General features: G+C 51.7%; 19 protein-coding genes. 1 reads left to right on the top strand and 18 read right to left on the bottom strand.

Translation table 11 applies throughout. From position 1 onward, the window contains the following. Positions 1-169: 169 nt before the first annotated feature. The 7 genes from kamA to speE form a co-directional block, all read right to left on the bottom strand. The gene (gene kamA / locus AC3WQH_RS05315) at positions 170-1,528 is read right to left on the bottom strand and encodes a lysine 2,3-aminomutase (protein WP_005827844.1); all 1,359 of its coding nucleotides are present in this window, start codon (positions 1,526-1,528) and stop codon (positions 170-172) included. Between the two features lie 172 nt (positions 1,529-1,700). Next, complete coding sequence (locus AC3WQH_RS05310; protein WP_492331932.1) at positions 1,701-3,131, bottom strand: sigma-54 interaction domain-containing protein; 1,431 nt, start codon at positions 3,129-3,131, stop codon at positions 1,701-1,703. 75 nt (positions 3,132-3,206) lie between these two features. Beyond that, a complete protein-coding gene (locus AC3WQH_RS05305) occupies positions 3,207-3,599 on the bottom strand; it encodes a hypothetical protein (protein WP_005830249.1) in 393 nt (130 codons plus the stop codon). A gap of 76 nt (positions 3,600-3,675) precedes the next feature. Beyond that, on the bottom strand, positions 3,676-4,089 hold the full coding sequence (locus tag AC3WQH_RS05300) for a YwiB family protein (RefSeq protein WP_492331931.1): 414 nt from the start codon (positions 4,087-4,089) through the stop codon (positions 3,676-3,678). A 61-nt stretch (positions 4,090-4,150) separates the two neighbouring features. Next, entirely contained in the window at positions 4,151-5,392 is a 1,242-nt protein-coding gene (locus tag AC3WQH_RS05295) for an MFS transporter (protein WP_492331930.1), read from the bottom strand. A 201-nt stretch (positions 5,393-5,593) separates the two neighbouring features. Then, a complete protein-coding gene (gene speB / locus AC3WQH_RS05290; protein ID WP_005830254.1) occupies positions 5,594-6,463 on the bottom strand; it encodes an agmatinase in 870 nt (289 codons plus the stop codon). 19 nt (positions 6,464-6,482) lie between these two features. Next, positions 6,483-7,316, bottom strand: a complete 834-nt coding sequence (gene speE, locus AC3WQH_RS05285; RefSeq protein WP_005830256.1) for a polyamine aminopropyltransferase — start codon at positions 7,314-7,316, stop codon at positions 6,483-6,485. A gap of 324 nt (positions 7,317-7,640) precedes the next feature. On the opposite strand from speE, the gene AC3WQH_RS05280 reads away from it, so the two are divergent. Then, positions 7,641-9,695, top strand: coding sequence for a transglycosylase domain-containing protein (locus AC3WQH_RS05280; RefSeq protein ID WP_492331929.1), 2,055 nt, complete (start codon positions 7,641-7,643; stop codon positions 9,693-9,695). A 52-nt stretch (positions 9,696-9,747) separates the two neighbouring features. Here AC3WQH_RS05280 and AC3WQH_RS05275 read toward each other — a convergent pair whose 3' ends face one another. The 11 genes from AC3WQH_RS05275 to AC3WQH_RS05225 form a co-directional block, all read right to left on the bottom strand. Then, positions 9,748-10,005: a hypothetical protein gene (locus tag AC3WQH_RS05275; protein ID WP_005830260.1), complete on the bottom strand. Its 258-nt coding sequence runs from the start codon at positions 10,003-10,005 to the stop codon at positions 9,748-9,750. Positions 10,006-10,316: 311 nt separating this feature from the next. Continuing rightward, on the bottom strand, positions 10,317-10,814 hold the full coding sequence (locus tag AC3WQH_RS05270) for a YwhD family protein (protein ID WP_005830262.1): 498 nt from the start codon (positions 10,812-10,814) through the stop codon (positions 10,317-10,319). A gap of 92 nt (positions 10,815-10,906) precedes the next feature. Then, complete coding sequence (locus tag AC3WQH_RS05265) at positions 10,907-11,239, bottom strand: hypothetical protein (RefSeq protein ID WP_026557573.1); 333 nt, start codon at positions 11,237-11,239, stop codon at positions 10,907-10,909. A 228-nt stretch (positions 11,240-11,467) separates the two neighbouring features. Further along, positions 11,468-14,293 carry a lipase/acyltransferase domain-containing protein gene (locus AC3WQH_RS05260; RefSeq protein WP_492331928.1) on the bottom strand — a complete coding sequence of 942 codons (2,826 nt, stop codon included), beginning with the start codon at positions 14,291-14,293 and terminating at the stop codon, positions 11,468-11,470. A gap of 70 nt (positions 14,294-14,363) precedes the next feature. After that, entirely contained in the window at positions 14,364-18,308 is a 3,945-nt protein-coding gene (locus AC3WQH_RS05255) for an ABC transporter permease (protein ID WP_492331927.1), read from the bottom strand. 56 nt (positions 18,309-18,364) lie between these two features. Then, positions 18,365-19,246 carry an S-layer homology domain-containing protein gene (locus AC3WQH_RS05250; RefSeq protein WP_026557576.1) on the bottom strand — a complete coding sequence of 294 codons (882 nt, stop codon included), beginning with the start codon at positions 19,244-19,246 and terminating at the stop codon, positions 18,365-18,367. Positions 19,247-19,397: 151 nt separating this feature from the next. Then, complete coding sequence (locus AC3WQH_RS05245; RefSeq protein WP_005830272.1) at positions 19,398-19,763, bottom strand: thioredoxin family protein; 366 nt, start codon at positions 19,761-19,763, stop codon at positions 19,398-19,400. 226 nt (positions 19,764-19,989) lie between these two features. Beyond that, positions 19,990-20,514, bottom strand: coding sequence for a YwgA family protein (locus AC3WQH_RS05240; protein ID WP_005830274.1), 525 nt, complete (start codon positions 20,512-20,514; stop codon positions 19,990-19,992). Next, a complete protein-coding gene (locus AC3WQH_RS05235; RefSeq protein ID WP_005830276.1) occupies positions 20,507-21,802 on the bottom strand; it encodes an HD domain-containing protein in 1,296 nt (431 codons plus the stop codon). Before AC3WQH_RS05235 ends, AC3WQH_RS05240 begins: the two co-directional genes overlap by 8 nt. Positions 21,803-22,390: 588 nt before the next feature. Continuing rightward, positions 22,391-25,501, bottom strand: a complete 3,111-nt coding sequence (locus AC3WQH_RS05230) for an efflux RND transporter permease subunit (RefSeq protein ID WP_005830277.1) — start codon at positions 25,499-25,501, stop codon at positions 22,391-22,393. Next, on the bottom strand, positions 25,498-26,730 hold the full coding sequence (locus AC3WQH_RS05225) for an efflux RND transporter periplasmic adaptor subunit (protein ID WP_221843068.1): 1,233 nt from the start codon (positions 26,728-26,730) through the stop codon (positions 25,498-25,500). Before AC3WQH_RS05225 ends, AC3WQH_RS05230 begins: the two co-directional genes overlap by 4 nt. Positions 26,731-26,768 lie beyond the last annotated feature (38 nt).

The following is a 26,768-nucleotide window of genomic DNA, read 5'->3' as shown; positions in this document are numbered from 1 at the left end:
TGTTTAGCGCAGCCTTCGTACCGGCATTGCTGTCTCACTTCATGCGGAGTGTGGAGTTCGGAGTTCGGAAGTCTCGCTCTCGCTATGCTGCCCTTTTTTTCGGATGTACAAAAAACAAGCGGCCGCCTGTTCGTAGCAGGCAGCCGCTTTACGTTCCTTTTTGCTCTCTTTATTTGCCGGACGCTTCTTTTGTTTCTACTGCGCTTTGTTCCTTTTTCGCCTTTTGCTCCATGCGCACATCGGCCAGCGACTTGACTTTTGTCGCCTTGATGCGCTTGTTGCGCGGCAGGTCGGCCGGCTCCAGGTTGTCTGCTTCATCCTGCATGAGCGCAGCGATACCAACTGCCTTGCCTTTTGCCGCGATGCAGTATTCGCAGTTTTCCTCGTCGTGCTCATGGTACTGCTTCGGCTCCGGATACGAAGTGATTACGCCTTCGAAGTTGCGCAGCACCACTTTGTCGGACGCCTGGGAAATAATGTAGTTCGGGCTGACCGGAATTTTCCCGCCGCCGTGCGGAGCATCCACCACGAAGGTCGGTACGGCGTAGCCGGAAGTATGGCCGCGCAGGTGCTCGATGATTTCGATTCCTTTGCTGACGGGAGCGCGGAAGTGGCCGATCCCTTCAGACAGGTCGCATTGATAGATGTAGTACGGACGGACGCGAATTTTTACCAGATCCTGCACCAGCTTTTTCATCGTGTTGGGGCAGTCGTTGATTCCGGCGAGAATGACGGCCTGGTTGCCCAGAGGCACGCCCGCGTTTGCCAACATTTCGCAAGCCTGCTTCGCTTCCGGCGTAATTTCCTTAGGATGGTTGAAGTGTGTATTGAGCCATACAGGATGGTATTTTTTCAGGATGTTGCACAAGTTTTCCGTAATCCGCTGCGGGAATACAACAGGCGCACGGGTACCGATGCGGATGATCTCCACATGCGGGATCGCGCGCAGGCTGCTGATGATGTATTCCAGCACGCGGTCGTTGATTAACAGTCCGTCTCCGCCAGAGAGAAGCACGTCACGCACTTCCGGTCTGCTGCGGATGTATTCAATACAGGCGTCGAGCTGTTTCTTTGGCACGCCCATCCCGATCTGGCCGGAGAAGCGGCGGCGCGTGCAATAGCGGCAGTACATCGAGCATTGGTTCGTGACAAGGAAAAGCACGCGGTCCGGATAGCGGTGCGTCAGGCCGGGAACCGGAGAATCGGTGTCCTCGTGCAGAGGGTCTTCCATGTCGTACTTCGTGCGCACCATTTCCGAAGACAGCGGTACGGATTGCATGCGCACCGGATCTTTCGGATCGTCCACGTCCATCAGGGAAGCGTAGTACGGCGTAATATTCAAAGGAATGGTTTGCGTCGAAATGCGCACGCCCTCTTCCTCTTCCGGCGTCAGGTTGATGACCTGCTTCAAATCATCTACGGTCTTGATGGTGTGGGTCAACTGCCACATCCAGTCATTCCACTTTTCTTCCGGCACGTCCTTCCAAAGCTCAATGGAACGCCAGTCACGTCTTGTCGCTACTGTCATCTGCTTCACATCTCCTCTCGTCTGTAGTGAACCCTCATGCGTTTCACTCGACCAAGTAAAGATGCAAAGGTCGTGCCAATCAAATCTAAAGATTTAGAAAATAAGAAATAGATCGTTTTGTAAGCGTTTCGCTCGTCTAGTCCGTCTGTTTGGGCTGCCGAATTTTCGGCATTCAACAGGGCGGGATCATCCGTTTCGAAAGCTTGTATTGCAGCGTTTGCCTGGGGATTCCCAAAAGCTTCGCCGCGCGCAGTACGTTGCCATCAGTCTTTTTCAGTGCGTCCCCGATGATCCGCTCCTCCAGCTCGCGCAGAAGCTCGGGCAGTGTACAGCCTTCCTTTTCCGCGAGCAAGGAAACCGGGTCTGACGAGAGTGTGTGCAGAGGCGTTTCCGGCAGCGCACGCTCCAGCATATGAGCGGGCAGATGCTCCAGCAGCAACATGTCGCCCTCGACCATGTTCATCGCAGCCTCGACGACGTGCTCCAGCTCCCGGACGTTACCCGGCCAGTCGTAGCGCGCAAACAGTTGGGCCACCTCCTGGCTGACTCCGCGCACATTCATGGCGAACTCGCGGTTGAATTTGCTCAAAAAGTGCTCCACCAGCAGTTCCACATCTTCTCTGCGCTCGCGCAACGGCGGCAATTCAAAGGAAACGACATTGATCCGATAGTACAGGTCGGTTCGCATCAGGCCGCGCTCCACAAGCGATTGCGGAGCTTCGTTGACGGCCGCAATGACGCGGACGTCGACTTTGGTCGACTGGCTTCCGCCGATTCGCCGAATCTGCCCATCCTGCAGCACGCGCAGCAGCTTTGCCTGCAAATCGAGCGGCATGCTGTTCAACTCATCCAAAAACAACGTGCCGCCGTCTGCCAGTTCAAACAGCCCGGGGCGATCGTCCGCTCCCGTAAAGCTTCCCTTCACCGTGCCGAACAACAGGCTCTCCAGGAGAGACGCGGGAAGCGCCGCACAGTTTTGCGCGATAAACGGCTTGCCGCTGCGCGAAGACGCCTGGTGGATGGACTGGACAAACAGCTCCTTCCCCGTCCCCGTCTCGCCGTAAATCAGCACGGGCGAAGTCGTTCGCGCCGCTTTTTTCGCCCGTTCCTTCAGCCGTTTCATCTTTTCGCTCTTCGTCAAAATGTCGTCGAAGTGAAAGGCAAGCTCCTCCGCTCCCCGCTTGGCGCGCTTCGGCTTGCTGATCTTCGCCTGCAAGTCGACGAGGCGCTCCGACAGCTCTTTCAGCTTGCCGATATCTTTGGCGACCTCGACTGCGCCGACCAGCCTTTTGCCGACGCGTACCGGAAGCGTCGTGTTGACCGTCTCGACCCGCATCCCTTTCCAGTTTTTATACGTCTGTGTCTGATTGTAGATCGCGTCCCCGCTCTCGATTACGCGCAGCAGCGTGCTCGAATGCCGATCAAGCGACGGAAACACCTCCAGAAGCGGCTTTCCGAGCACTTCCTCTGGCGTAAGCCCGTCAAGCCTGGCCGCGACGTGGTTATAGAAAATCGTGATTCCATCCGCATCGACTACGTGAATCCCCTCATCAATTGCCCCCAGTATCGCCTGCAACATTTCCACCGTATCAGACAACGGCATGCTGGCCTCCACTCCTTTCAACCTTGCTGCCAAAAAACCATCACTATGCCGAAAATTCGGCAAATGCGCATCAGCCTACCGATTTCGCGCGACCTGAATCGAGAGCATCATCGTGTACAGCAAATGTCCCAAAACCCATATAAAAAACGCGGTCCACGTCATTTGCACCTTGCTCAGCAGGCTAAAAGGCAAAAAGGCGACCGCGAACGCAAGCATCCAGCACAGCAAATAGCGGATGGTTTTGCCGCGATTATCCCGCGGGTAAAAATACATGAGAAAAAAGGCGATGATGACACTGATGAAAAGGTGAATCAACAGCTCTGCAATCGACGGCAAATTTTCCATGCCCGGGACGTAGCTGACATCGATCAGCACAGGAAACGTACTGGTTTCGAACAAACCGTCCCCCAGCGCCAAAAAGGCAGCCAAACCAAGCCCGGCAATGAGGCCATTTACGAGTACGAACACGCCTGTGCCCTCCTTCCATATCCTGCCGCGAGTCCTTCTATTGTACGTGCAAAAAACCGCCCTTGCAAAGAGCGGCTTATTTTCCAAGTTCGATTTTCAGTTCGTGCTCGCCCGCGTACTGCTCGTTCATCCAGGTCTGGTAAAAAATTTCCACCTGCACCGGCGCTTCCTCCGCATAGCGGATGCGCAGCTTGCTCGTGTGCGTCTCCATCGCAAACGGGCCGTACGGGCTTTGGTAGGTACCGTACGTGCTGGCCCCTTTTTCAAAATGCTGTCTGGTCGACACGCCTCCCTGGCGCACGAGTGTAACGGCTCTGTCCGTCAGCTTGAGCGTCGTGCTGACTTCCCCCACGCCTTCCAACTGTTCTTTGTACGTCAAATACCAGGCGCTGGCTTTTTGCACGAGCTTCCCTTCGTACTGATGCGTCGATTCATCCCATTCGCCGTTGACGCGATGTCTGGCTGACAGCTTCATCTGTACTTCTTGCATGACGACTTCCACACTCCATGATTTCTACTTTCTGTCCGCAAATCATCCATTCATTTTACGATCATCCCTCGTGGGTTGCAACCGCCTGTTCTTTTGCGTCAGCCAAAAGGAAGCGCATCGTCGCCGCGACACCGATCGCCGCCAGCAAGAGCAATCCCGCGAGAACGAGGTAGCCTGCACCTGCTCCCGTGTAGTCGATCATGACGGTAAAGACGCCGATGAGCACAAGGCGCATCATCATGCCAAGCGAGTTGAAAAAGCTCATCACTCGCCCCATAAACTGCTTCGGCACGACGGTCATGTAGAGCGACTGCCGGATGAGGCGGGCAGAGGCGTTGCTCCAGCCGTAAAACGTGTAGGCAGCGATCAAAGCCCAGCCGTAGGGCAAAGCCACCATCGCCACAATCACTACGGCAAACAGCAGCGTATTTCCGACCATGGCCGCAAGCTGTCCCATTTTGCGCACAACGACCGACACCAGGATGCCGGCTGCGACCGCTCCCAGCGCATACGCCATCTCCCCGAAGGAATACACCGAGACATCCGCCTTCAACGTTTGGCTGACGTAGACAGGCTTCAGCAGATTGCTCGCCATGACGGCGATAAACGGCATCAGCGCACAAATCCCGAAGACGAGAAAGCCTTTTTTCTCCTTTATGTAGCGCCAGCTTTGGCCGAACTGGCTGACCCAGGATACGCCCTGGCTCAGCTTCGCCTCGCCCTCCAGCGTGAACGTGTATTTCATCGTAGAGAGCAGACAGAAGGCAAACAGATACGTCAGCGCGTTGAACAAAATGACGATGTGCAAGCCATAGTGGCCGAGCAAAATGCCGGAAAAAGCCCCTGCCAGTACAGACGCCGTCTGCCCCTCGATCTCCAGCAGGCTATTGATATCGTTGTAGTGCCTTGGCTCAAACGTTTCCTGGACAAGCGCAGACTGTGCCGGATAGTGAATCTGGTACATGAAGGTCGTCACCAGGTAAATCGTAATCAGCATCCACTCGTAGTACTCTCCGAAAAATCCCCAGGCAGCCAATATCCCGAGCACGCCGAAGCCGATCAGGTTTTCCACGAGCAGCATTTTTTTGCGGGAAAAACGGTCAATCAGCGTCCCGATGTACGGCCCGATGAAAAACATCAGGACCGCAGAGCTGAACATGGTAGAACCCAAAAGCTGTGCAGAGCCTGTCGTCTCCACCAAATACCAGGCAATCCCGATCATCGTCATGCCCTGACCGAAGCCGGAAAAAAGATTGGAGAAAAACAGCTTGCGAAACTGGACGTGAGCAAAAACCTCTCTCATACGAAACAACTCCCTTGAAAAAAGCTTCGGCAGCTTTTTACTCTGTATGGCAATTTTATCTATTTTTATATACTTTGTAAATAAAAATGTTGTTTAAGTGGCTGGATGATAGGACTGCCTCCAGTTACCTCTAGGCGGGACAGCATGAAAAAAGCCCCCGGCTTTTTGCGAAAACCGGAGGCTTGTCTGTTGTTCGTATTGTTATTTTACAAAGCTGAGCAGCAGCTCGCGCACGATTTTCGATGCCACGATTTGCGTCATCTCGCTGTGATCGTACACAGGAGCCACTTCCACCAGGTCGCAGCCGATGACATTGGCGCCGTTTTTCGCCATGTAGTGGATGGTGTCCAACAGCTCGCGGGAAGTAATGCCGCCTGCTTCGGTTGTGCCCGTGCCAGGTGCGTGCGCCGGGTCCAGAACATCAATGTCGATGGTCAGATAGATCGGACGGTTGCCGATCGTCGGCAGCACTTGCTTCACTGGCTCCAGCACATCGTATTTGTACAGGTGCATGTTTTCCTTCGCCCAGTCGAACTCTTCCTTCATGCCGCTGCGGATGCCGAAAGAATACACATTTTTGCCGCCGATCAGGTTGCACACCTTTTTGATTGGCGTGGAGTGGGAATACTGGTATCCTTCATAGTTGTCGCGCAGGTCAGTATGCGCGTCAAAGTGGAAGACTACCATGTCCTTGTACTTTTCATAAACGGCCTGGAATACCGGCCAAGACACGAGATGCTCGCCGCCCAGTCCGAGTGGGAACTTGCCGTCTTCCAGCACTTTTGCCACGAACGTGCGGATTGCATCCAGGCTGCCTTCGACGTTTCCAAAAGGAAGCGGAATGTCGCCTGCGTCAAAGTATTTGATGTCTTCGAGCAGCCTGTCCAAGTACGGGCTGTACTCTTCCAGACCGATCGACACTTCGCGGATACGGGCAGGGCCGAAACGGGACCCCGGACGGAAGCTGACTGTCCAGTCCATCGGCATGCCGTAAATCACTGCTTGGCTTTCTTCATAGCTGCTGTGGCTGCGGATGAAGACATTGCCGGAGTATGCTTCGTCAAAACGCATCAGGGTTGTCCTCCTCCGATTAGTCGCGGGTCAGCTCAGCCACAAAGTTTGGCAGTTTGAAAGCAGCGTGGTGAACTTCCGCATTGTAGTATTTGGTACCCAGGTCTTTGATTTTCGCCGGATCTACTTCCAACGGATCGTACTGCTTGGAAGCGATGGTGAAGCTCCACAGACCGGATGGATAAGTAGGGATGCTGCAAGTGTACAGACGAGTAACCGGGAAGATGGATTTCAGGTCTTTGAATACGCGTTTGATGAGATCGCGGTTGAACCATGGAGATTCGGTTTGCGCCACCATGATGCCGTCCGGTTTCAGCGCATCGTGAATGCCTTGGTAGAAGCCTTTTTCGAACAGACCTACCGCTGGTCCCACTGGCTCTGTCGAGTCAACCATAATCACATCGTACTCGCCTTTGTGGTCATGGATATGCTTGATCCCGTCAATTACTTGCACGTCGACCTTTGGATTGCCGGTCAGTGCGCTTGCAATTTCAGGGAAGTATTTTTTGCAGGATTCAATTACGCCACCGTCGATTTCGGCCAGAACTGCTTTTTCCACAGCCGCATGCTTCACGATTTCACGGATTGCACCGCCGTCGCCGCCACCGACAACCAGAACCTTTTTCGGGTTTGGATGCGTATTGAGAGCGATGTGAGAAATCATCTCGTGGTAAACAAACTCATCGACATCGGTGGTCATAACCATGCCATCAAGTACTAACATGCGACCAAACTGCTTCGTAGTAATGACGTCGATTTGTTGAAACTCGGATTTCTCACTGTATAGGGTATCAGTAATTTTCGTTGTTATCCCGTGATTTTCCGTTTGTTTTTCGGTGTACCACAATTCCATATTCATGGTTATGTAACCTCCTTCAATTGACCGCATGAAAATACAATATAACAAGAAAATTATAGTAGCTGCCAATCAAAAAGCAAGTTTTTTTTCTGTGCGGCCGAAAAAGCTGCTCTCCCTGCCGTTTTTCAGGCGACAGGCAAGTTTATCCAGCAAACGGCTTACCCATACTAGAAGTATCATGCGTCCTTTAGTATGTCCTCTTTTGGGCGAAAAACGTCTCGCTGTTTTTTCAAAAAAAGGAGATGGGACCGCCAGTCAGTCAGCAAAACGACCATCACCGTTTTGCTCATTCAAACGATAGAAAGGAGGAGAGGCAAAATGGAAGTCATGCGCGAGCACTCCCTGCTCCGTTATTTACGCTGGGCCAAGAAATTTGTAAAATTTTCCATACTCAGCCTATTATGCTTATCTTTTGCCATTTTGCTGTTGATTTTGTACTTGCGTTCCCAACCGCTTCCCGAGACATTCGTGAAGCAGACGACAACGATTTACGCCTCTAATGGAGAAGTGCTGGACACGATGCATCGGGGAGAAAACCGCATTTCTGTCCCGATCCAGGAAATATCGCCTGCGCTCATCAACGCGACAATCGCCATCGAAGACCGTTCGTTTCGGGAGCATTACGGCTTCGACTGGAAACGGCTGGCCATGGCCGCCTACGTCGACGTCATCAACATGGACATGCGCCAGGGAGCCAGCACGATTACCCAGCAGTTGGCGCGCAATCTGTATTTGACGTTGGACAAGACATGGGAAAGAAAGATCAAGGAAGCGCTGCTCGCTATTCAGTTGGAGCTGAATTATAGCAAAGATGAAATTTTGGAAATGTACATGAACCAAATTTATTACGGTCACTCTGCCTATGGAGTCCAGGCGGCCGCCCAAACGTATTTCGGCAAGGACGCCAAAAACTTGACCGTAGCCGAAAGCGCGATGCTGGCAGGCATTCCGAAAGGCCCTACTTACTACTCTCCTTTCGTTGATTTTGAGCGGGCAAAATCGCGGCAAAAGCTCATTCTCGAAGCGATGGAACGCGACGGGATGCTCACGGCCAAAGAAGCCGAACAAGCTTATGCGGAGCCGATCAAGCTGAAACAGCGCACTGCGGAAAATATCGCCGAGCAGGCCCCGTATTTCCGTGATTACATCGCGAATCTGGTGAAAAACAAGTACGGCATTGACGAGGAAAAATTCATCCACGGCGGCTTGAAAATCCATACGACGCTCGACCCGGTCATGCAAAAAAAGGCGGAGGAAATCATCGCTTCGACGCTGCCAAAGGACAATCCGAACCTGCAAGCCGCATTGGTTGCCATGGACCCTGCTACCGGTCATATCAAAGCAATGGTCGGGGGACGGGATTACAAAACGAGCCAGTACAATCGCGTACTCGGCAAAAGACAGCCGGGCTCTTCCTTCAAGCCGATCATGTACCTGGCAGCCCTGCAAAACGGCTACACGCCGCTGACGATGATGAAAAGCGAGCCGACCGTGTTCACCTACGACAATAACAAGCAGTACATTCCGAGCAATTTCGGCGGACGGTATGCAAACGCGATGATTAACATGCGCGAAGCCATCAAAACTTCCGACAACATTTACGCAGTGAAAACCATTGATTTTCTCAGTCCGCAAAAAGTCGTCGAGCAAGCCAAAAGCTTGGGCATTACCAGCCCGATGCAAGCCGTACCTTCTCTGGCGCTGGGAACGTCTCCCGTCTCCCCGCTGGAGCTGAATGCGGCTTATGCGGCCATCGTCAACAAGGGAGAAGCTGTTCAACCAATCGCAATCACCTCGATTGAGGACAGCGAAGGCAACATTTTGCTCGAAGAAAAGACGGAAAAAACCCGTGTAGCCGATCCAGTCGCCTCAGCGCTCTTGGTCAATATGATGCAAAGCGTATTTGAGCGCGGCGGAACCGGGTATCGAGTCGCAAACGAGTTGAATCGGCCCGTGGCCGGAAAGACAGGCTCTACCGATTATGATGCCTGGCTGAGCGGCTTCACGCCTCAACTGGTAGCGACGGTCTGGGTAGGATACGACAAAAATCAAAAAGTGGACGATGTAAAAGAAGGCTATATGTCCAAAAAAATTTGGGCCAGCTTCATGGAAAGCGCGCTAAAAGGACAACCACCCGCCCTCTTTGACATGCCGGCAGGCGTCGTGTCCGTCTACATTGATCCGGCATCCGGGAAATTGGCGACCGAGCATTGCCCGAACCCCCAGTTGTTTTATTTCGCCAGCGGAACAGAACCGCACGATTACTGCACCGATCACATTCCGGCCGACCACCAGGCGCCTACACCGCTCACTCCACCTGATTCGTCGACGTTTTGGCAGCGGATGGGCAGTTGGTGGAAGCCTGAGCAATAAGGGGGCAAAAGGAAAAGGACGCACTCGCGAGGAGTTGCGTCCTTTTTTTCATTCACGAAAACGACTGGTTGTTGTCTCCGCCGCCTACAACGCCGTCTCCATCTGCGAAGACGTGGTCGTTGACGACCGTAATCAGCCCGGCCTGATCGAGTTGCTCCAATACTTCAAACAAGCTTTCCCGTTTGCCCGCCGGGAGCTTCCGGACGAAGTTGTTGATTTCAACAGGTGACACATGCGTGCGGAAATGGACGCCGCCGTGCTTCACAAAATGGTCATGGGACTGCTCCTGCTCACGCGGATTTTCACTCATTCGTACCGCCCCTTCCGTCAGACAGTTTGGTTCGAGCCTCATTAGTGTTCCGCGTTCGCCACAAAGCATGACCTGTAAAAAAAGCCTGATGTGTATTTACTCCAATGTGTATTTGCTGAGGGGAACATGCTTGCGCCATTGGCTTGAATCACAACGGCAGCATGAACACAAACAGGGAAAGAGTGACGGCTCTTTCCCTGTTTGTTGACCCAGTGTACATGTACACAGATATAGAAATAAGTTTACCTGACTTCAATTCTGGTAACAATTGATTTCACAATTTGTTCACAGACCGTTCACGATTTCCAGCATTAGGACAAACTTCGCTTTAATTCCTCTGAAGAATTTTCAAACATGGCCGCATTGTTGTCGATCAACAATTTTTTCAGCGCCGCTTTTTCCTTTTCGCCCAGTTCTTCGAGCATGATACGGCGCTTCATGGAGTAGTCCATCCGATTCACATGGTCCGCCAAAATTTTGTATCCGCGGCGCGCTTCCCGATCAATTTCCATATAGCACGCAGTCGCACCAGCATAGTACGGGCCATTTTCGTTGCGGTCAACGGTTACCCAAACGAGCCAATAAGGCTTTCCGTTCGGCACTTCTTCTTTGTTCGTCGTCCATTTGATCCCTTTTTCAACCGAGCTTTTCGCATGCAAAGCGCCCATGTCGATGTACGCCTCGTCGCCGTCGATGATGACCGACGATACCGCATTCAAGTCGAGTACACCTTGACCAAACCCGCCATGAACATCGGTTTTGCCGCTCATGATCGTAAAGCCGCCTTTTTTGTTATCAAAAATATCCATTTACACGCCCTCCAGACACAGATTCTCCTTTCTTTATTCTACTCGGAAACCAACAGCGACGCAATTTGCCCATGTGCCCGGTTATTTCCCGTTCATTTTTCGAGCGGTTCGTTGCCCGCCGCCTGCTTTCTTCGGTATCGCTTCATGACCTTGTCGAATAGCCACATTATCAAGGTAAGAAGCAGAGCAGAATGAACCGCCATCGCGGCTTTGATAATCAGCAGCGAGCCCAGCATAGTACTGGAAGGAACGGCTATCATGTAGTACAAAAAACTGGTGAGAAACGCCGCGCCAAACGTCGGCCAGCCGCGAAACCCAAACACCGCCCACATGCAGCCTGTCACAATCAGCCCGATGATCGGTCCTCCCAATTCAATGGAATACATAAACGGGCCGAGAAATAGCCAGACAAATAAGTTGTCCATTTTTCAGGTCCTTTCTAAACTTTTACTTTTTGGCTGTCGCCTGATACTGGTGGACGATCCTGTCGTCCGCTCCCGGCGCAATGTTGTTGCTTGTTGCGGTTGCGGATTGTAGCTGTTTGCGTTATTTTACTGGGCATCATTTGTTGCTTGCGAATGGTTCTCTGTGTTCGTTGTATTAGCTTCGTTTGTTGTGTATGAGTGGTTCTCCGCTTCGTTCTATGAATGCGATTAGTCTACTGAGTGCTTTTCTTGCGACAGGCCATGCTCGTCCAGGCGGTAGCGCTTGCCGTGTTCCTCATCGTCTCGCGAATCTTCTGACGAAAAACGTTTGATGATAAACTTCGGCGAGTTTTCATCCTGTTGCGGTGGAGGCGTTTCAAACTCCAGCTCCTCTTGGTCGAGCACATGGATGACGACAATGTTGCCGTGGTACTCGATAGCGAGATCGTCCCGCACTTCCTTTTCGTCGGCAGCAAGGGTGATGATACTGCCATTTTTGTGGAACGTCAGCTCAGGAAACGTTCCGTCCTCTTTGGAAATAATGTAGTACAAATACTTGGCGCTTTTCCCCGGGACTTGATTGCGCAGCCCAGGCTGTGTTTCCTCGATTCCTTTCAGCAGTTGGGTCACTTGCTTCATGACTTCCGGAATGGTCGGCAGCTTGGCATGCTCTCCTGTCACATAATACCTTTTCTTTATGTCTTTTTGGGCGTAGTTGGCGCTGATATAGGGGACGGTTCCGTCTCCCAGTCCCTGGTCGTAATAAGGCACCCATTCGTTGTGGTACGCGTCGAAGAAGTAGCCTAAAAAAGTCGTTTGACCTGTGCCGACAATGGAATACTGCGGCACATTGATCGTCTTTTTGTCCCATTTCTCATGGAGCGATCCGCCTTGCTTGACCAGTGGAGCGTAATCCAGGCGAATTTTTTTGTCCTGCAAAAATTCTGTGTAGCTGTAAGTATCGTTACGGTTTTTTCTCAGGAAACCAGCCGTTTCAAAGTACTTTTTGGACGGCAGCAGTTCGTACACAGCCGGAGCGTATTCCGAAATGATTTTTCCTGTCTCCTCATCCATCCACGGAATCGAGAAATTGTACCCGTACTTGATCGCCTGATAAGCTCGCGGGGAACCGAGAAACGGCGTACCCATGTAGACGATGCGATTGATTTTTGGCTGATACGAAACGTTTGCAAGCAGCGTCTCTCTCGTCAGCAAGCCGCCCATGCTGTGCGCGACCAAATGAACCTGCCGTGCCCCTGACCGCTCCAGGGCGAGATCAATTTTTTTCTTCAACTCGGTCGCATTTTTCGTACTGCTGTATCGCCAGTCATACGGCATGGCGAAAATGGTGCGGTGCTTTTTGTAGCCCATCCTCTCCAGTTCCTTTACCATGCTGTAATACTGCTCCGTCATATTGCGGACAGGGTCCAGCGGAGAATAGGAAAGATACTCAATGGCGCTGAATCCTTCATCGTCACGTTCCGGGTAAATAGTGACGCCCGTTTCCCTCGGCCGCACCTCGACACTGTTCGGCCTCGTCGGCTCCAGGGAGAGCAGGCGCCGATGCTTAGGGTCATTGATTCCAAGCAGACTGTCGCCAAGGCCAAGCCATATTTCTGAGGCTTTGCCGTTTTCCTCTGCAACCAGACGGGAGCCACCTATCCCCGGGATCAAGATGACCGGAATCGTCTTCGCAGCCACGTTAAGCTTGTAGGAATTGGGCGTGAAGCCGGATCGCTTGCTGGCCATTACTTTGATGATGTAGCTTCCGGGATTGACGTTCATGATGATTTGCTCGTTGGCGTTTTTCGGTTTTTCTGATTTCGCCAGTACTTTGCCTTGTTCATCCTGCACATACAGGTCCATGTCCATCCCCGCGGGAATGTCTTTTAGATCGACCATGAAAGTCGATGTCAGCGAAAAGGAATAGCGGTAGTAATCGACGTCTGTGTTCGCATGCAGATTCCCCGTGAGCGACGCGGAAAAATCGGCGGGCAGCTCATGCGCCTCCTGTAGCGTGTTGTTAGGCTCGTACCCATCGGCTTTTGCATCCGACTGGTCAGCCAGAAAATCAGCCCGCAGACGGTAGTAGAAATCTTTATGGTGGGATTCCCGCTGCCCTTTTACTGCGATGTAATACCATTGGTCTTTTTCCAGTCCGATGCCTTCGACGGACTCGTCGCTCTCTTCTGGGCGTTCGGAACGGCCAAGCTCGTTTTGCTCTGCATCAAATACGTACAGTTGATAGTCTTGACCGTATGGAATCTCGCGCAAGGAAACATTCATCCGCCCGTGCTTCGTCCCTTTGATCTTCCAATAATCCACGTCGCCTACCGCCCCGATCTTCCCTCTGGCATCCTTTCCGTCAAACAGCCAGTCGGCTTTTCCAAACGTATCGTTAGGCTCCAGTTCAAAAATAACCTCTCTGCTGCGCAGCTCGATTTCTTCCGGCTTGCCGCTGGCTGCAAAGTCGGCGTAAAACTCTTGCGCCAACTCGTCCAGCGTCTGGTCGGCATCGTTGGAGTCAGACTCGTCTATGCCGGACTCATCCTCGTTGTGGCTGACTGCTTCAACCTCGTCTGCCTGGCTTGTCGTTTGCCCTTGCCTCTGCTCGAAAAGCGTGGTTAACGCCAGCAACTCCGCATTCACCTCTGCACGTCTGCCCCAGGACGCCTTCTTCACCGTCAGCTTTTCCGCGTAAGTCATGTCTCTACCAGCCAGATCAAGCTGCCAGCTTACCAATGGCTCGTCCTCATCCGGCTCGCGCAGGCTTATCAGTAAAGGGCTGTCTCCTGTAGGCTGTACAGCGGCGGATATACGTGAATCGTTGCGAAAGGTGCGGCTCTTGTTTTCGCCATCCTGGGCAATTTCCAGCTCGATCCGCTCAGGACTTGTTGACAATTGCGCCTGAATGCGCACCTCGCCCTTTTCCACCCAAGCCCACGCCGCTTCGACGAAAAGCTCACGCTCTCTGGCCCATCCGGTCCCGACAGCATTCGTCCAGCACATCACCAACAAAAAAAGGAAATAAGACAGGCGCTTGGCCGTTTTCATCGTAACACTCCCCCTCATCCTCCATCTACCTAAAACAGTAAAAAAAGACAGATAAGGGGTGCAAATATATTTACTGCGTCGTGTGGTTGCGGATTCCTTGCCGCTCCCAGGCATTGGCGATAATCCGGAAAGGCACCCGGTAATCTGCCTGCTCATGGCCTTGCCCGGCCGTTTTGTTCAAATAAGGAAAGCCTTTGTCAACGCCAAACCGAAACTGCACCTGATAGTAAACCGCATAGGAGCCGCCCTTTGCAAAGCCGTGCTGCTTGTCTCCCATCAACGGTGTATCTACGCCCACCTCGCGCGTCCCCAGCTTGGACGCTGAATAGGACTGTCCGCCCCAGCGCTGGTTTGAAAATGCTTGCAACGAAAGCAAAGACTGCAATGGCGTCTGCCTCCGTCCCGTCTCGGATATCCATGCTTTTGCCGAAACAATCAGCGGAAACTGGCCGCTGACCGGATGGCGGTGACGCTCCTGCAGTTCCACGCGCGCCAAAATCCGCTCGCCCGCATAAAAATCGTTGGGCGCACTGTCCTTATAACGGTCGCGCGCATGGTATTCTGACCATTCCGGCGTATGCTGAATGAAGCTTGTCGCATTCGGCTCAAACACCTCAAAGCTGCGCTCTCCCCCTTTTACCGTAATCGTGTAGCGACCCGTCATCGAGCGGACGGCAGTTTGCGCTTCGCACGTTTCCTCGTCCTCCTCGTTTGTGGAACACACATCGTAGGTCAGCGTAAAATCAATTTTGTAATCCATGGCAATGACAAAGCCGTTGATTTGCGCTTTGTATGGCTGATTTTGCAGCACTTGTCTCCACGTCGTTTGGGTGGGGACATGCGTGCCCGTGTACAAAAAGTCTCCCCCCATGGACGTACTGGCTACCTGCCATTGCTGCGGGATTCCCGGACCTGTCACTTGTAAATCCAGCAGAGCGGGCGTGTAGACAGCAAGGCTTTTGGCGTCTGTGATCCAGCCGGGGCTGGCCGTAACGGCAATGTTTTTGACGTCCTCCCCGCTGACCGCCTGCTCCAGTTGCAGCTTGTATTCCGTAATTTTTTGATTGATCTGCTGCTGCGTCTTTTGAAAGCCTTCGTTGATTTTCGCCTGATCGATCACTACGCGAATTTTGGCTGGCTCGCGTTCCCATACGCCATCTGCTTGTACCGGCAGCTTTTGTAACTGGCGATTCTCGCTGTCGTATATCTCCAGCCCGATTTCGCCGCCATCGTAATTCTCCCCTCCCCCGGGAGGCTGCGGGATATTTCCGCCGACGATCTTCACAGGCCATTGGGCGCGGTTATCTGGCCAGATCGTTTCGTTATCCGGTTTGTTCTTGGACGGATTGATATTCGCAATGAAATCCTCTGTTTTTTGCGGATACTTGGTTGGGACAGTGATTTTCCGAACCTCACCTGCCTTAAAGTTATTTACATCGAGGATTGTTTCTTTTTCGGAACTTTCCCATCTGACCGCCAGTTTTGTATCGTGCGTCAACTTACCAGCGTTTTTCACGTTGAAAGTAATCGTCGCTTCCGTTCCTGGGGCTTGCGGATCGCCTGGGTCAATGTCAAAGCTGCTCTTGACGATCAAAAGGTTCTCTCCATCGGGATCTGGACCTGGACTGCCTTCACCAATTTTCACGAAAAAGAAGCCGTGACAATTCTCGTCTTCATATGAACTTATTTCTACTTTGTAGAGTCCGTCCAAAAGTAGACCCCCATTACTTGTTGGAAAGAGAATCCAGTGGTCTTCACCTGGACTACCTGAACTGTACAAAGATTTGCCATCCCTTTTTCTTTCCCACATTCCTGTGTTCGGATCAAACCACTTTACCATGTACGAGCTGTCCTGGCTCAAAAACATCCTGAACCAGTATTCCCCTTGGAGTTCATTTGCTGCCAGCTCGATGGTTTCTCCACGTTTTATATTCTTACTCCATTTTTCGGAGTTTAATTTGGTTTCAACAGAAACAAGAATATCCGGGCATTTACGGTCCGATACAATGGTAAACGTCAATTCACCGACACATCCATTCTCGGATTCAAACGAGATGAGAATGGTATCACCAACGTCAACATCGCTTGGTAGTCTGAGATCGAACTTTTGATTGGCAGGTACTACACCATCGGTCAAAGGTATCTTTTGTCCATCCCGTTTCAAGTACCATTTTCCCGCGAGCTTCGTGGAGAAGCCCATGTTTGTCTCGTAGTGATCTCCTGCATCAGTGAAGTACCTCATATAGACAGGTTCAGTGAGTGTGCTTGGACCGTTAGGAGAGCTATCCAGCGCGTCTCCTTCGGGTGAAAAAGGATTCGGGTATTGCCCATGGACAAAAAACACGACTTTTCGAAGATCAGCTATAGAGCAGGATGCATCTTTTACAACGATTGTTATTTCGAAGTCGCATTCAGGTTTACCATTCCATTGCGATGCGGAGTAGTTTAACCTGAGTTTGTATGTTTTTCCTTTTTCAAACACGACTTCAGGAGGATATGGCAGATTTAGTTTTTCAGCGTTGTATGGACGCCACCTGTCTTTATCGTCATACTGGCCAGGCAAAGTGACGACGCTGCCATTTGGTTTCGTAACGTCCCACATGATTTCTGCCGGCCCCGTTTCACCGTACTTGTCGGTATATTTGGCTTTGAAGTACAGGGTGTCGATTGGCAATATTTCAATGGTTTGCCCATTTCGAATCGTTGAATTGTTTAGTGTTATGATGGGGCATTTATCTTCGCCATCTTTGGTTTCTACGCGAAAGTACTTTTCCCAACACTCAGTCCCGTCATCACTTTTGTAAACTACCTTTACTCGTCCAGATGAGCCTATACTGCCTACTCCGACCTTTTTATTCCCTCCGGAACCAGTAGCCATTGGTGAACCATTCATCGTGAATGTGCCGTTTTTCTTCGCAAAAACAGTGATCTCTGCATTTTTCTCTACCACGATATCCGATCCACCGCTGGAAACAGCCGTATGATTTTTTATGTCTTTGTCGCCAACTACCTGAATATCCATTTTTGTTTTCGTTGTTTCTATGGAGCAGGCTGGATTTGGATCTGGCTCTTCTGGATCAGGTTCTTCCGGGCCGGGTGTTACTTCCCCAACGGTAAATTGAGCTATATATGGAGTAGAAACGCTTATACTACTCGAACCTTGACGGCTCCGCTGGTGCAAATCGGTAATCGTCAAAGATACTTCGTACACTCCTGGCTCCGTCGGCTTATACTCGGTGTTTCTGTAGGTCCAAGTGTATCCAGGCGGATTGCTCGTTTCACTTACGGTAGGAACGGTGCCGCTTGGATCGCGGAAATCTTTGTTGGACAGGAAGCTTTTATAGCCACGGCCTGTCGTTTTATTGATTACGCTTAACGACCAAACAAAAATGCCGCGGTCATAGTAAGAATAGTCCGTAGCATTTGCACTGATCGTCACTGTTTCGTTGACGTTGTATTTTGTTTTGTCGGTCGTTACCGCGCCTGTCGGCTGCGGCGTTGTCCGGAAGTGGCCTAGTGACTTGTAACCGCCATTTCCATCTGGTATCAGGTTATCGCCTTTGGTATAACCGGCACCACCAGATGCAGCAGCCAGTTCCGCGAGATTGTAGGCTTGATAGGGTGGGATTTCATAATTTGTTTCATTGGTTACTTTTTTACTGTACACATTAGCTGATCCACCGAGAATAAAGTTGGGATTTCCTCCAAACCGCTGTATCCAGCGTGGAGCTTCATCACCATCTACGAAATACCAACCCTTATCCGCTTTTTCGTCTATATCTGCAAATCCTAAAACGGATTGCCCATCAACACTCCCATTCACTTCAACTTGTGCCAATGTTGCTCCTAGTTGCCCTGGGATCCCTTCAATAGAAACTATAGTGAATCCATTTTTTGGAGCAAGTCGCTTGTAGGAATCAATAGTTGCTAGTTTGATTCCGTGTAAGTTAGGCGCAGCTTCTGTCATTGATGGTTGTATACCCAATAGCCCTATGAAAAGACAAAAAGAAAGCATAGAAAAAATGATTCTCCTATGCCTCCACATAATATTTCTCATGTCAGCACCCTCAACTAGCGATAGAATTTTTTTGTGCGATTTTCCCGATCAAATTTGGGGAGGTTGGGATACCAATATCCACCCGCTGATGTTGAGTCCTTCGCGTTAATTACTTGAAAGGTTAATGATTTCACTGAATTGACAGGAACCGCGAATGATTCATTATTTAAAAATCCGTTTAATCCATCAGCTTTTGTGTTAAACATGGCTCTTATCAGAAAGTTTCCATCTCCTTTCGGAACTTTTCCAGTGATTTTTCCATTGACCACCTTCAAGCTTTTATGGAACTCATCGGCGTATTTTTTTCCTTGTTCAAGTTGCCATTTATCCTGCCACATGAATTGTAAGATTTCAGCAGCGTCACTTCGCAGCACAGGCAGATCCTCGCGAAATTTCGGTTGGCCTCTTGGTGCGGGCTTCATCCAGCCCCATGTTATCAAAGCACCAGTGTTTGTTAAATCGGGACTTTTTTCACCTCTATATGGCCTCCAAGTATTAAGAACAAGTAGAGCTGCTTCTTCTTTGGTGAGCGGCTTATTCGGATCAATTTTTACATTGTTCAGTATGCCTGCCTTTACAGCTCTTTCATAGCTATATTTGGCCCAGTGCCCTGCAGGTAGTTGCGGTACTGCTGCCGTTTCCTTTACGCCTCTGATGGCAACCAGGCTGGCCACAAACTGACCTTGCGTAATTTGATTATTGGGATAGAACTTACCGCCACTCAACCACAAGTAGCCTTTCTGTATGCCGAAATCAATAGCCGCTTTAGCAGCATGCGATTCATAGTCTTTATTTGTCGCAGCAGCTTGCACGGAATTTTCAAAGACGACGCCAGTAACACTCGTAAACGTGAGTACACTTGCGAACAGGCAGGACACCCATCTTCTTTTCAGCATTGAACACTCCCCCATTCCTTATTTTACCATCTTTTTCAATCCGGAAATATATGAATTGAACCGATCGCATTGCACAAGTGGCAGCCATAGTAAGCAAAAGCTCTCAATTCATTCTTCAGTTTGGAACCGCAGTTCGGACAATACTGCATGGTCAATCGCGCATGTTCCTTTCCAAGTATTCCCGGAACGCACTCTCTGGGACGTCGCCCTCCAGCTTATCGATCACTTTCCCATCTTTGAGCAAAAAAACTGTTGGAGTTGCTGTAGCCCCCATTTCTGTCGCTTTATCCAAATCTGCTTGTTTATTTACATCCAGCTTTTCTACTTGCCAGTCGGGGTAGTCAGCCATCACTTTATCGAATGTAGGTGTAAACGTCGTGCAATACCCGCAGTTTTCGCTAAAAACGTAAACGATCCTCGCCTCCCGCGCGCTGGCAACGGCCAGCCAGGCCAGCGCGACAAGCACAAAAACGCCGCAAAACAGGCTCCACCGCCACAATTGCTTGCTTCCTTTCATCATCTTCCCTCCCTAGATACTACTGAATCAGCACAAAAATGATCGCTATGCTTTTGTCAAAGAACGATGCTCGTATTATGCAGCGCCGCCCTGAGACAAAAAAAGCCGACCCGCGATGTGGTCGACTGCAAGAAAAAAACGGATTCTGTTGAAAAAAGACAAAAAAATGACGTACCACAACTGTAGTAAGTTCGTACGCCGTGCTGGTCGGTCTATGCATAATCGGCTACATCGGTTTCGTGCCGTCTCCTTGCACCAATGAGCGCAATTCCTCAATAAACGCCTGACCCTTCTGGATTTCCTCCTCGGTGTAGCGCTGCTTGCTCTTAAAAGTAAAAATTTTGCCCTTCATTTCTTCGTAGGGCAAATGGCTGAAGTACAGGATGGTGGATACCAGTTCAAGAAAGCGGGAGTTTTCCTCGTTCATTCGCAAAATGGCCCGCTCTCCCAGCCCGAAGTCGACTTCGTGAAAACGGAGGAAGTCGCGTCCCGTTTCGTTCAGAGAATAGCGGTACATGTGAATGGCGCCCTTGCTCTCCACCTGCTCGTCCAAAAGCCCCATGTTGCACAGCTCGTCCACCCTGAGCGTCAGTTCCTCCGAATACGGGCCATACATGTGAAACTCGTAGCGCTCATCGAAATCCATCTCCAGATGTTTTCCTATGTACACCATTTTCTGCAATTTTTTTCGCCCGCTCACTTCGCCGACAATTTCGATCAGACGAATGATCTTGGCGTGACGATTAAGCATCCTCCATCACTCCCAGACGTTCTCGAATCTTCCGGGAGAGCTCCCCCGGCAAAGCCATGACTTTATCCAATGGAAAGTACAATTTGTAGTCAAATCGCCGCTTTCCGCTAATGGCCTGTACAATCTCAGACTTCTGCGACAGTTCTACCAGCTCGCCGGAAGGCATCTGGAGCATAATCGGAATCCGCTCCTCTTCTTCTCCGGCACGGTAAAAATCATACGGAAGATCGGAGGTCGTGTCTACCTCCAAATAATACATCGGGTCGATGCCCGCCTGTTGGAACTGCTTTTTCAGTTCTGCCAGCAAGCGGAAATCTCTTGGATTATATTCGACGTATTTGAAGAGATTCCTGTCCAGAAAACGGGCGCATAAATCTTTCAAAATCGGGTCGTCTTCCTTGCGCCAAAGCTGCATGTAAAACAAAATGACCGACTCGTCCAACGCCAAATAATCGGCCAGCTCCACTTTTTCCTGCAAAAACGGCAGCAGCATGACCGGCTCCTGGGAAAACGCGTAGCCGTTCGCAAACAGCCACTTGGCCCGCTGAAAAATTTTGCAAAGCACGACTTCCGCGCTGCGCGTCACCGGGTGGAAATAAACTTGCCAGTACATTTGGTAGCGCGACATGATGTAGTCCTCGACCGCATGCATTCCGCTGAACTTGAAGACGATCCCGTCCTCCTGCGGCCGCATGACGCGCAAAATGCGCTCGATCTCGAAATTGCCGTAGTTGACGCCTGTGTAGTAGGCATCCCGCAGCAAGTAATCCATCCGATCCGCGTCCAACTGACTGGAGATCAGGCTGACAATCAACTTGTTGTCGTATGTTTTGTTGATGACTTCCGCCAGCTTCTTCGGGAACTCTTCATCCAAACGGCGCAAAATCCGGTTGATCTGCGTGTCTCCCAGCAAGATCGCACGCGTCCAATCCTCGTGATGGTATTTGAACACCTTTTCAAACGAATGGGAAAACGGCCCATGCCCGACATCGTGGAGCAGGGCTGCGCACAGACACAGCAACTTTTCCTCATACGTCAATTGAATCCGGCCTTCAAATGTCTCCAAAATTCTCCGCATCAGCTCGTACACGCCAAGCGAATGGTTAAAACGGCTGTGCTCTCCACCGTGAAAGGTAAAAAAGCTGGTGCCCAGTTGCTTGACCCGGCGCAGACGTTGAAATTCTGGCGAGTTGATTAAGTCCCAAATGAATTTGTCCCGCACGTGGACGTAGCGGTGAACGGGGTCTTTGAATACCTTTTCTTCATGTAGAAGCTGGGGCTGTTGCATCCTGGACACTCCCTTCCTGTTTTGCGTTCTCTCTCTATTTTCTATGAGTACAGTATCGTTGATTCTATCATAACACACGTCTGGGTGTGTTTCTTGCGGCAAGCAAACTCTTGCAAAAATTTGAAAAATGTACCTTTAGTATAGATCAATAGTCGTATAAATAGGAGGAAAAAAGGAAAAAACCTCAAAAAATCACGAAATAATACCCAGTCAAAGAGAATCACTCCACTTTATGTCCACCTGCATTTCCGGACAGCTTGTTAATGGCAATGCTCCTGCTGCCGCTGATTGTCTCCTAGGGACAATTCACCGCGTCCAGCTTCTGGAAAAAAACGTCCCTGTCGCGCTCTGGCACAACCTTTTGTGGCAGAAGCTGTTTTTTTCGTGGGCAGCCCACTCTTGCTGGTCGTCTCGCTTCCCTTGCTGTAGTTCATCGGGTGGCGCAGGGCGAAAATGGCACATGCCCAATCGGTAAGCAATGTCCTGCTGCCGCTCGTGCTCGCCTCCCCCTTCACAGCCAGCAAACAAAACGAAACAGCGGCGTCCCTGTCGCAAATTGCGCGAGAGACTGCCGCTGCTGTATTTTCCTTACATCACCTCTGCCTCCGGCCCGTACAAGTCCGGACGCTTTGCCGCTTTTTTCGCCTGCTTTTTCAGCTTGCGCTGGGTCAGCACCGTGTAGAAGGACGGCACGACTATCAACGTCAACAGCGTCGAGAACAGCAGGCCGGAAATGATCGTGACGGCGAGCGGCTTGAACAGGACGTCGCCGGAAATCGCGAGCGGCATGAGACCCGCCACCGCAGTAAACGAGGTCAGCAAAATCGGCCGCAAGCGCGCCTCGCCTGCCGAAATGACAGCCTGCTTCAGCTCTGCCCCTGCATGCCGCGCCTCTTCGATGAACTCGATGAACACAATTCCGTTGCGCACGACGATTCCCGACAGCGAGATGACTCCCATCATCGTCATGAAGCCAAGCGGGGTCTGGGTCACGAACAGTCCGATCAGACTGCCCGCTACCGCCAAGTAGACGGTGCTCATGACCAGCACCGGGATGGACAGCGAGTAAAATTGCATCGCAATCAAAATCAAGATCAGGAACACGACGAGAATGGACAGTTTGCCCATGTCGATAAAAATATCCGTCTGCTCTGACGTTTCCCCGCCGATGTCAATGCGATAGCCTTCGGGCAAAGACATGCTGTCGAGCATCGGCTGAATTTCCGTCATCACTTCTGTTGCCGTGCGGTTTTTGACATCAGCCGATACCGTTACGCTCCGCGACAAATCGCGATGCGGAATCGCCTGCGTGCTGAAAGTCGGCTTTACTTCCGCCAGTTGCGACAGCGGAATCAGCTCGCCACGGGCGTTGGCGATGCTCAGACGCTGAAACAACAGAGCAGGGTCTTCTTCGCCTTTTTGCAGGAACAGCTTCATGTCGATCAATTCGTCGCCGGTGTCGAACTCGCTGACGCTGATCCCTTCGCTGACCAGCCTGAGCGTCGTCGACAGGTCCGTGTAGTTGACCAGCTTTTGCTCCATCAGCTCTTTGTTGACGACAAATTCAAGCGTGTAGCGCTCTACGCCGAAATTATCCTGCACGTCGTAGGTGCCTGCAATCCCCGCCACCTTGTCTTTGATTTGCGCCGCAAGCGAGCGGAGCGTCTCGATGTCTTCCCCGTACACGCGGATGACAACCGGCTTGCCGACAGGTGGTCCCGCCTCCAACTGCTTAGGCAAAACAGTCGCTTCTGGGTACATTTTCTTGAACTCTTCCGTCCAAGGCTCCAGCATGTTTTCGATCTTCGTTTCCTTTTCATTAAAACGCACGACGAGCTGCCCGACGGTGATGCCGCTTCCCGCCTCTGTGTCGCCGCCAAACATTTTCGGAGCGCTGCCCCCGGCGTAGGAAGCGACCGATTCGATTCCATGCTGCTTCATGATCCAGTCGGATACACCCCGCACGACCCGATCTGTCTCCTCCAGACTGCTCCCTACTGGCACGCGAATATCTACGAGAAACTGCGGGCGGTCATCGTTCGGGAACAACTGCACGGGAGTGAGCGGAATCAAGCCGTATGCGGCCGTCCCGATCAAAACGCCAATCATCCCGGCCAACAGCGGACGCTTGAGAATTTTCGGCATCAGCTTGCCTGCGTACCAGTTCGTCAACTGCGTCAGTTGTTTGCCCAGCAGCCCCGCAGGCTTGCGGTACCCTTCCGCGCCTGCTTTGCGCCGCTCTTCATACCATTGCCGGAAAATCGGAATGATCGTCAGCGACATAATCATGGACGCCAGCATCGTCAACGAAATGATCGCCGGGACGGGGCGAATGAACTGGCCTGCGTTTCCGTTCAAAAACATCAGCGGGGCAAACGAGGCAATCGTCGCCAATGTCGCGGTCACAATCGAAATGGACACTTCCCTGGCGCCGTTGACTGCTGCCGCCAGCGGCTTTTCGCCCAGCACGGACAAGCGCCGCTCAATGTTGTCGTTCACTACCACGGCGTCATCGACCAAAATTCCCAACACGATAATGAGCGAGACAATCGAAATCATGTTCATCGTGATGCCAAGCGACGGCAAGAACAAGAGCCCCACCGCAAGCGAAATCGGGATCGCCAAGGCCACGACAAACGAAGTAATCAGGTTCAAGCCCAGCGTGCAAACGAGCAAAACCGCGATGACGGCAATAATCATTTCCCGGGTAAGATCGCTGAACAGCTCATCCACGCGCTCGTTTTGGCTGTAGATCGAATGTCTTTCCGCCCAGACTGGCAGCGATTTGTCCAGCGTCAGCATCATTTCGTCCACGCGCTTTTGCAGCGATGGCACGTCGCTTCCTGTCTCCGCATTGATGCTGACCGAGATCGAAGGCTTGCCGTTGTAATAAGAGACCGATTTGACTGTCTCCGTCGTCAGCTTCGCCTGCCCGATGTCCTTCAAATAGATCGGGAAGCCCGCTTGTGTGCGGGAGATCAATACGTTGTTCAGCTCTTCCACATTCACGTTTTCCGCCAGCTTCAATTGATAAGTGCGTTTGTCGGTCGTCAAATCGCCCAGCGGGATTTTTTCATTTTCCCGTTTGACCGCCATCATTACCTGGCTCCACGTTATGCCGTATTGGCTCAGCTTTTGCGTATCCACCTCGATGTGAACTTCCTGCTTCGGCAAGCCTTCTACCTGGACGTCCGCCACATTGGGAATCGTGCGCAGTTGCTCTTTCCACGACTTCAGCATGTCGCGCATGCTGTACAGTTGCTCCCGCGAATCTGCCGTCACCGCAAACGTCTGGACAAACGTGCGGTTCAGGTCGTCGTTGATGATCGGCTGCTTTGCATCTGCCGGAAGCTCGGCCTCTGCGTCTTTTACCTTTTTGCGCAGCTCATCCCATTTTTGCTTCGGGTCCACATCGCTTTTCGCTTCCACGATGATCGAGGAGACGCCTAGCGAAGAGGTGGAGGAAATATAGCTCAGTCCTTGCAGTTCATTGATTTTTTCCTCCAGCTTCTTCGTCACCGTCTGCTCGACCTTCTCTGGCGAAGCTCCCGGGTAAATGGTTGTCACGGTCGCCAGGTTGACGATGATGTCAGGCGACTCCTGCTTCGGTAGCTGAAAAAAGCTGAGGAAGCCGACCAGCACGACCATGACAAAAAACAGCAGTGTGATCTTGCGTTTCTTGACAATGTACGTAATCACGGCTGGTTCCCTCCTGCCGACTCAATCGGGTCGCCGTCAAACAAACGGTCGACACCTTTGACGATCAGTTGGTCCCCCTCTTTCAGCCCGCTTTTAATTTCCAGTTTGTCATTGGAAATCTGTCCGATCTCTACCTTTGTTTTTACAGCCTTGCCGCCCGCATTGAGAAACACATGGGCGTCGTCTTTTCCTCGGCTGATAACGGCCTCAACCGGAACATAGACGCCAGCCTGCCCTTTGATCGTCTTGGTCGCCTTGACGACTTGCCCGGCAAACCAGTCGTGCGCGGAGTTGGCCACCTGCACTTCCACACCGATCGTCCCTGTGCTCTGGTTGGTCGCCGGGTATATTTTGGTGACCTTGCCGTCGCGCTTCTGGCCGTACAGATCGAGCGAAATCGTCTCGCCTTCCTTCCAGACGGAAATCTCGCGGTCAGGTACTGGCAGCACGACTTTTAGCGTGTCGATATTGCCGACCTTGTACACAGGAGTCCCGGATCCGACCAGATTGCCCGCAGATGTGAGCTTGGCGATGATGGTGCCATTGATGGGAGAGCGGAGCTGTGTTTTTGCCAGGGTGCTTGCCGCCACTTGTTTTGCGATCACAGCCTGGTTGTAGGTGGCCCGGCTCAGCTCCTTGTCTTCTGCACGCGCCCCCTGGGTCACCAGCGAGTACGCCTGTTGTGCATTTTGCAAATCTTTTTGCGCAAGCGTCAGCCCGTTCTGCGCCGTCTCGAACTCGCTTTGCGAAATCGCCTTTTGCTGATAAAGCTGTTCAATCCGTTTGAAATCATCCTGCATTTTTTGCAGAGCAACCGTTGCCTTTTCGACCAGCAGCCGCGCCTGGGCGATCTCCTGCTCCCGCGCTCCGTTGTTGACCTTGCTCAGATTGGCAGCGCTCTGTTGAACCGCTGCGTCCGAGGAAGCGACCTGCAGCGAATAGTCCTGCGCGTTGAGCCGAGCCAGCACATCCCCCGCCTTGACCTTGTCGCCCTCGTTTTTCGCCATCTCCACGAGCTGGCCGCCCACTTCAAAAGAGACGACAGCCTCTTCCAGCGGCTCCAGCGTTCCAGACAGCTCTGACACCGTTTCCGCCTGTTCCTTTTTGACTGCGGCCACGACGACCTGCTTGACTTCCTTTTCCGGGGCTGCGGCAGGCTGCTGCTCACTGCATGCCGTTGTTGTCAACAATCCCATCATCATTACAGACACAAGCCATTTTCTCTTCATGACTTCCCCCGCTCCTATGTACCATCACACGATTTTGT

The organism is Brevibacillus sp. FW301-21C12A (genome assembly GCF_058788915.1).
The sequence above is the reverse complement of the archived record's forward strand: the minus strand, read 5'-3'. Positions and strand labels throughout refer to the sequence as shown.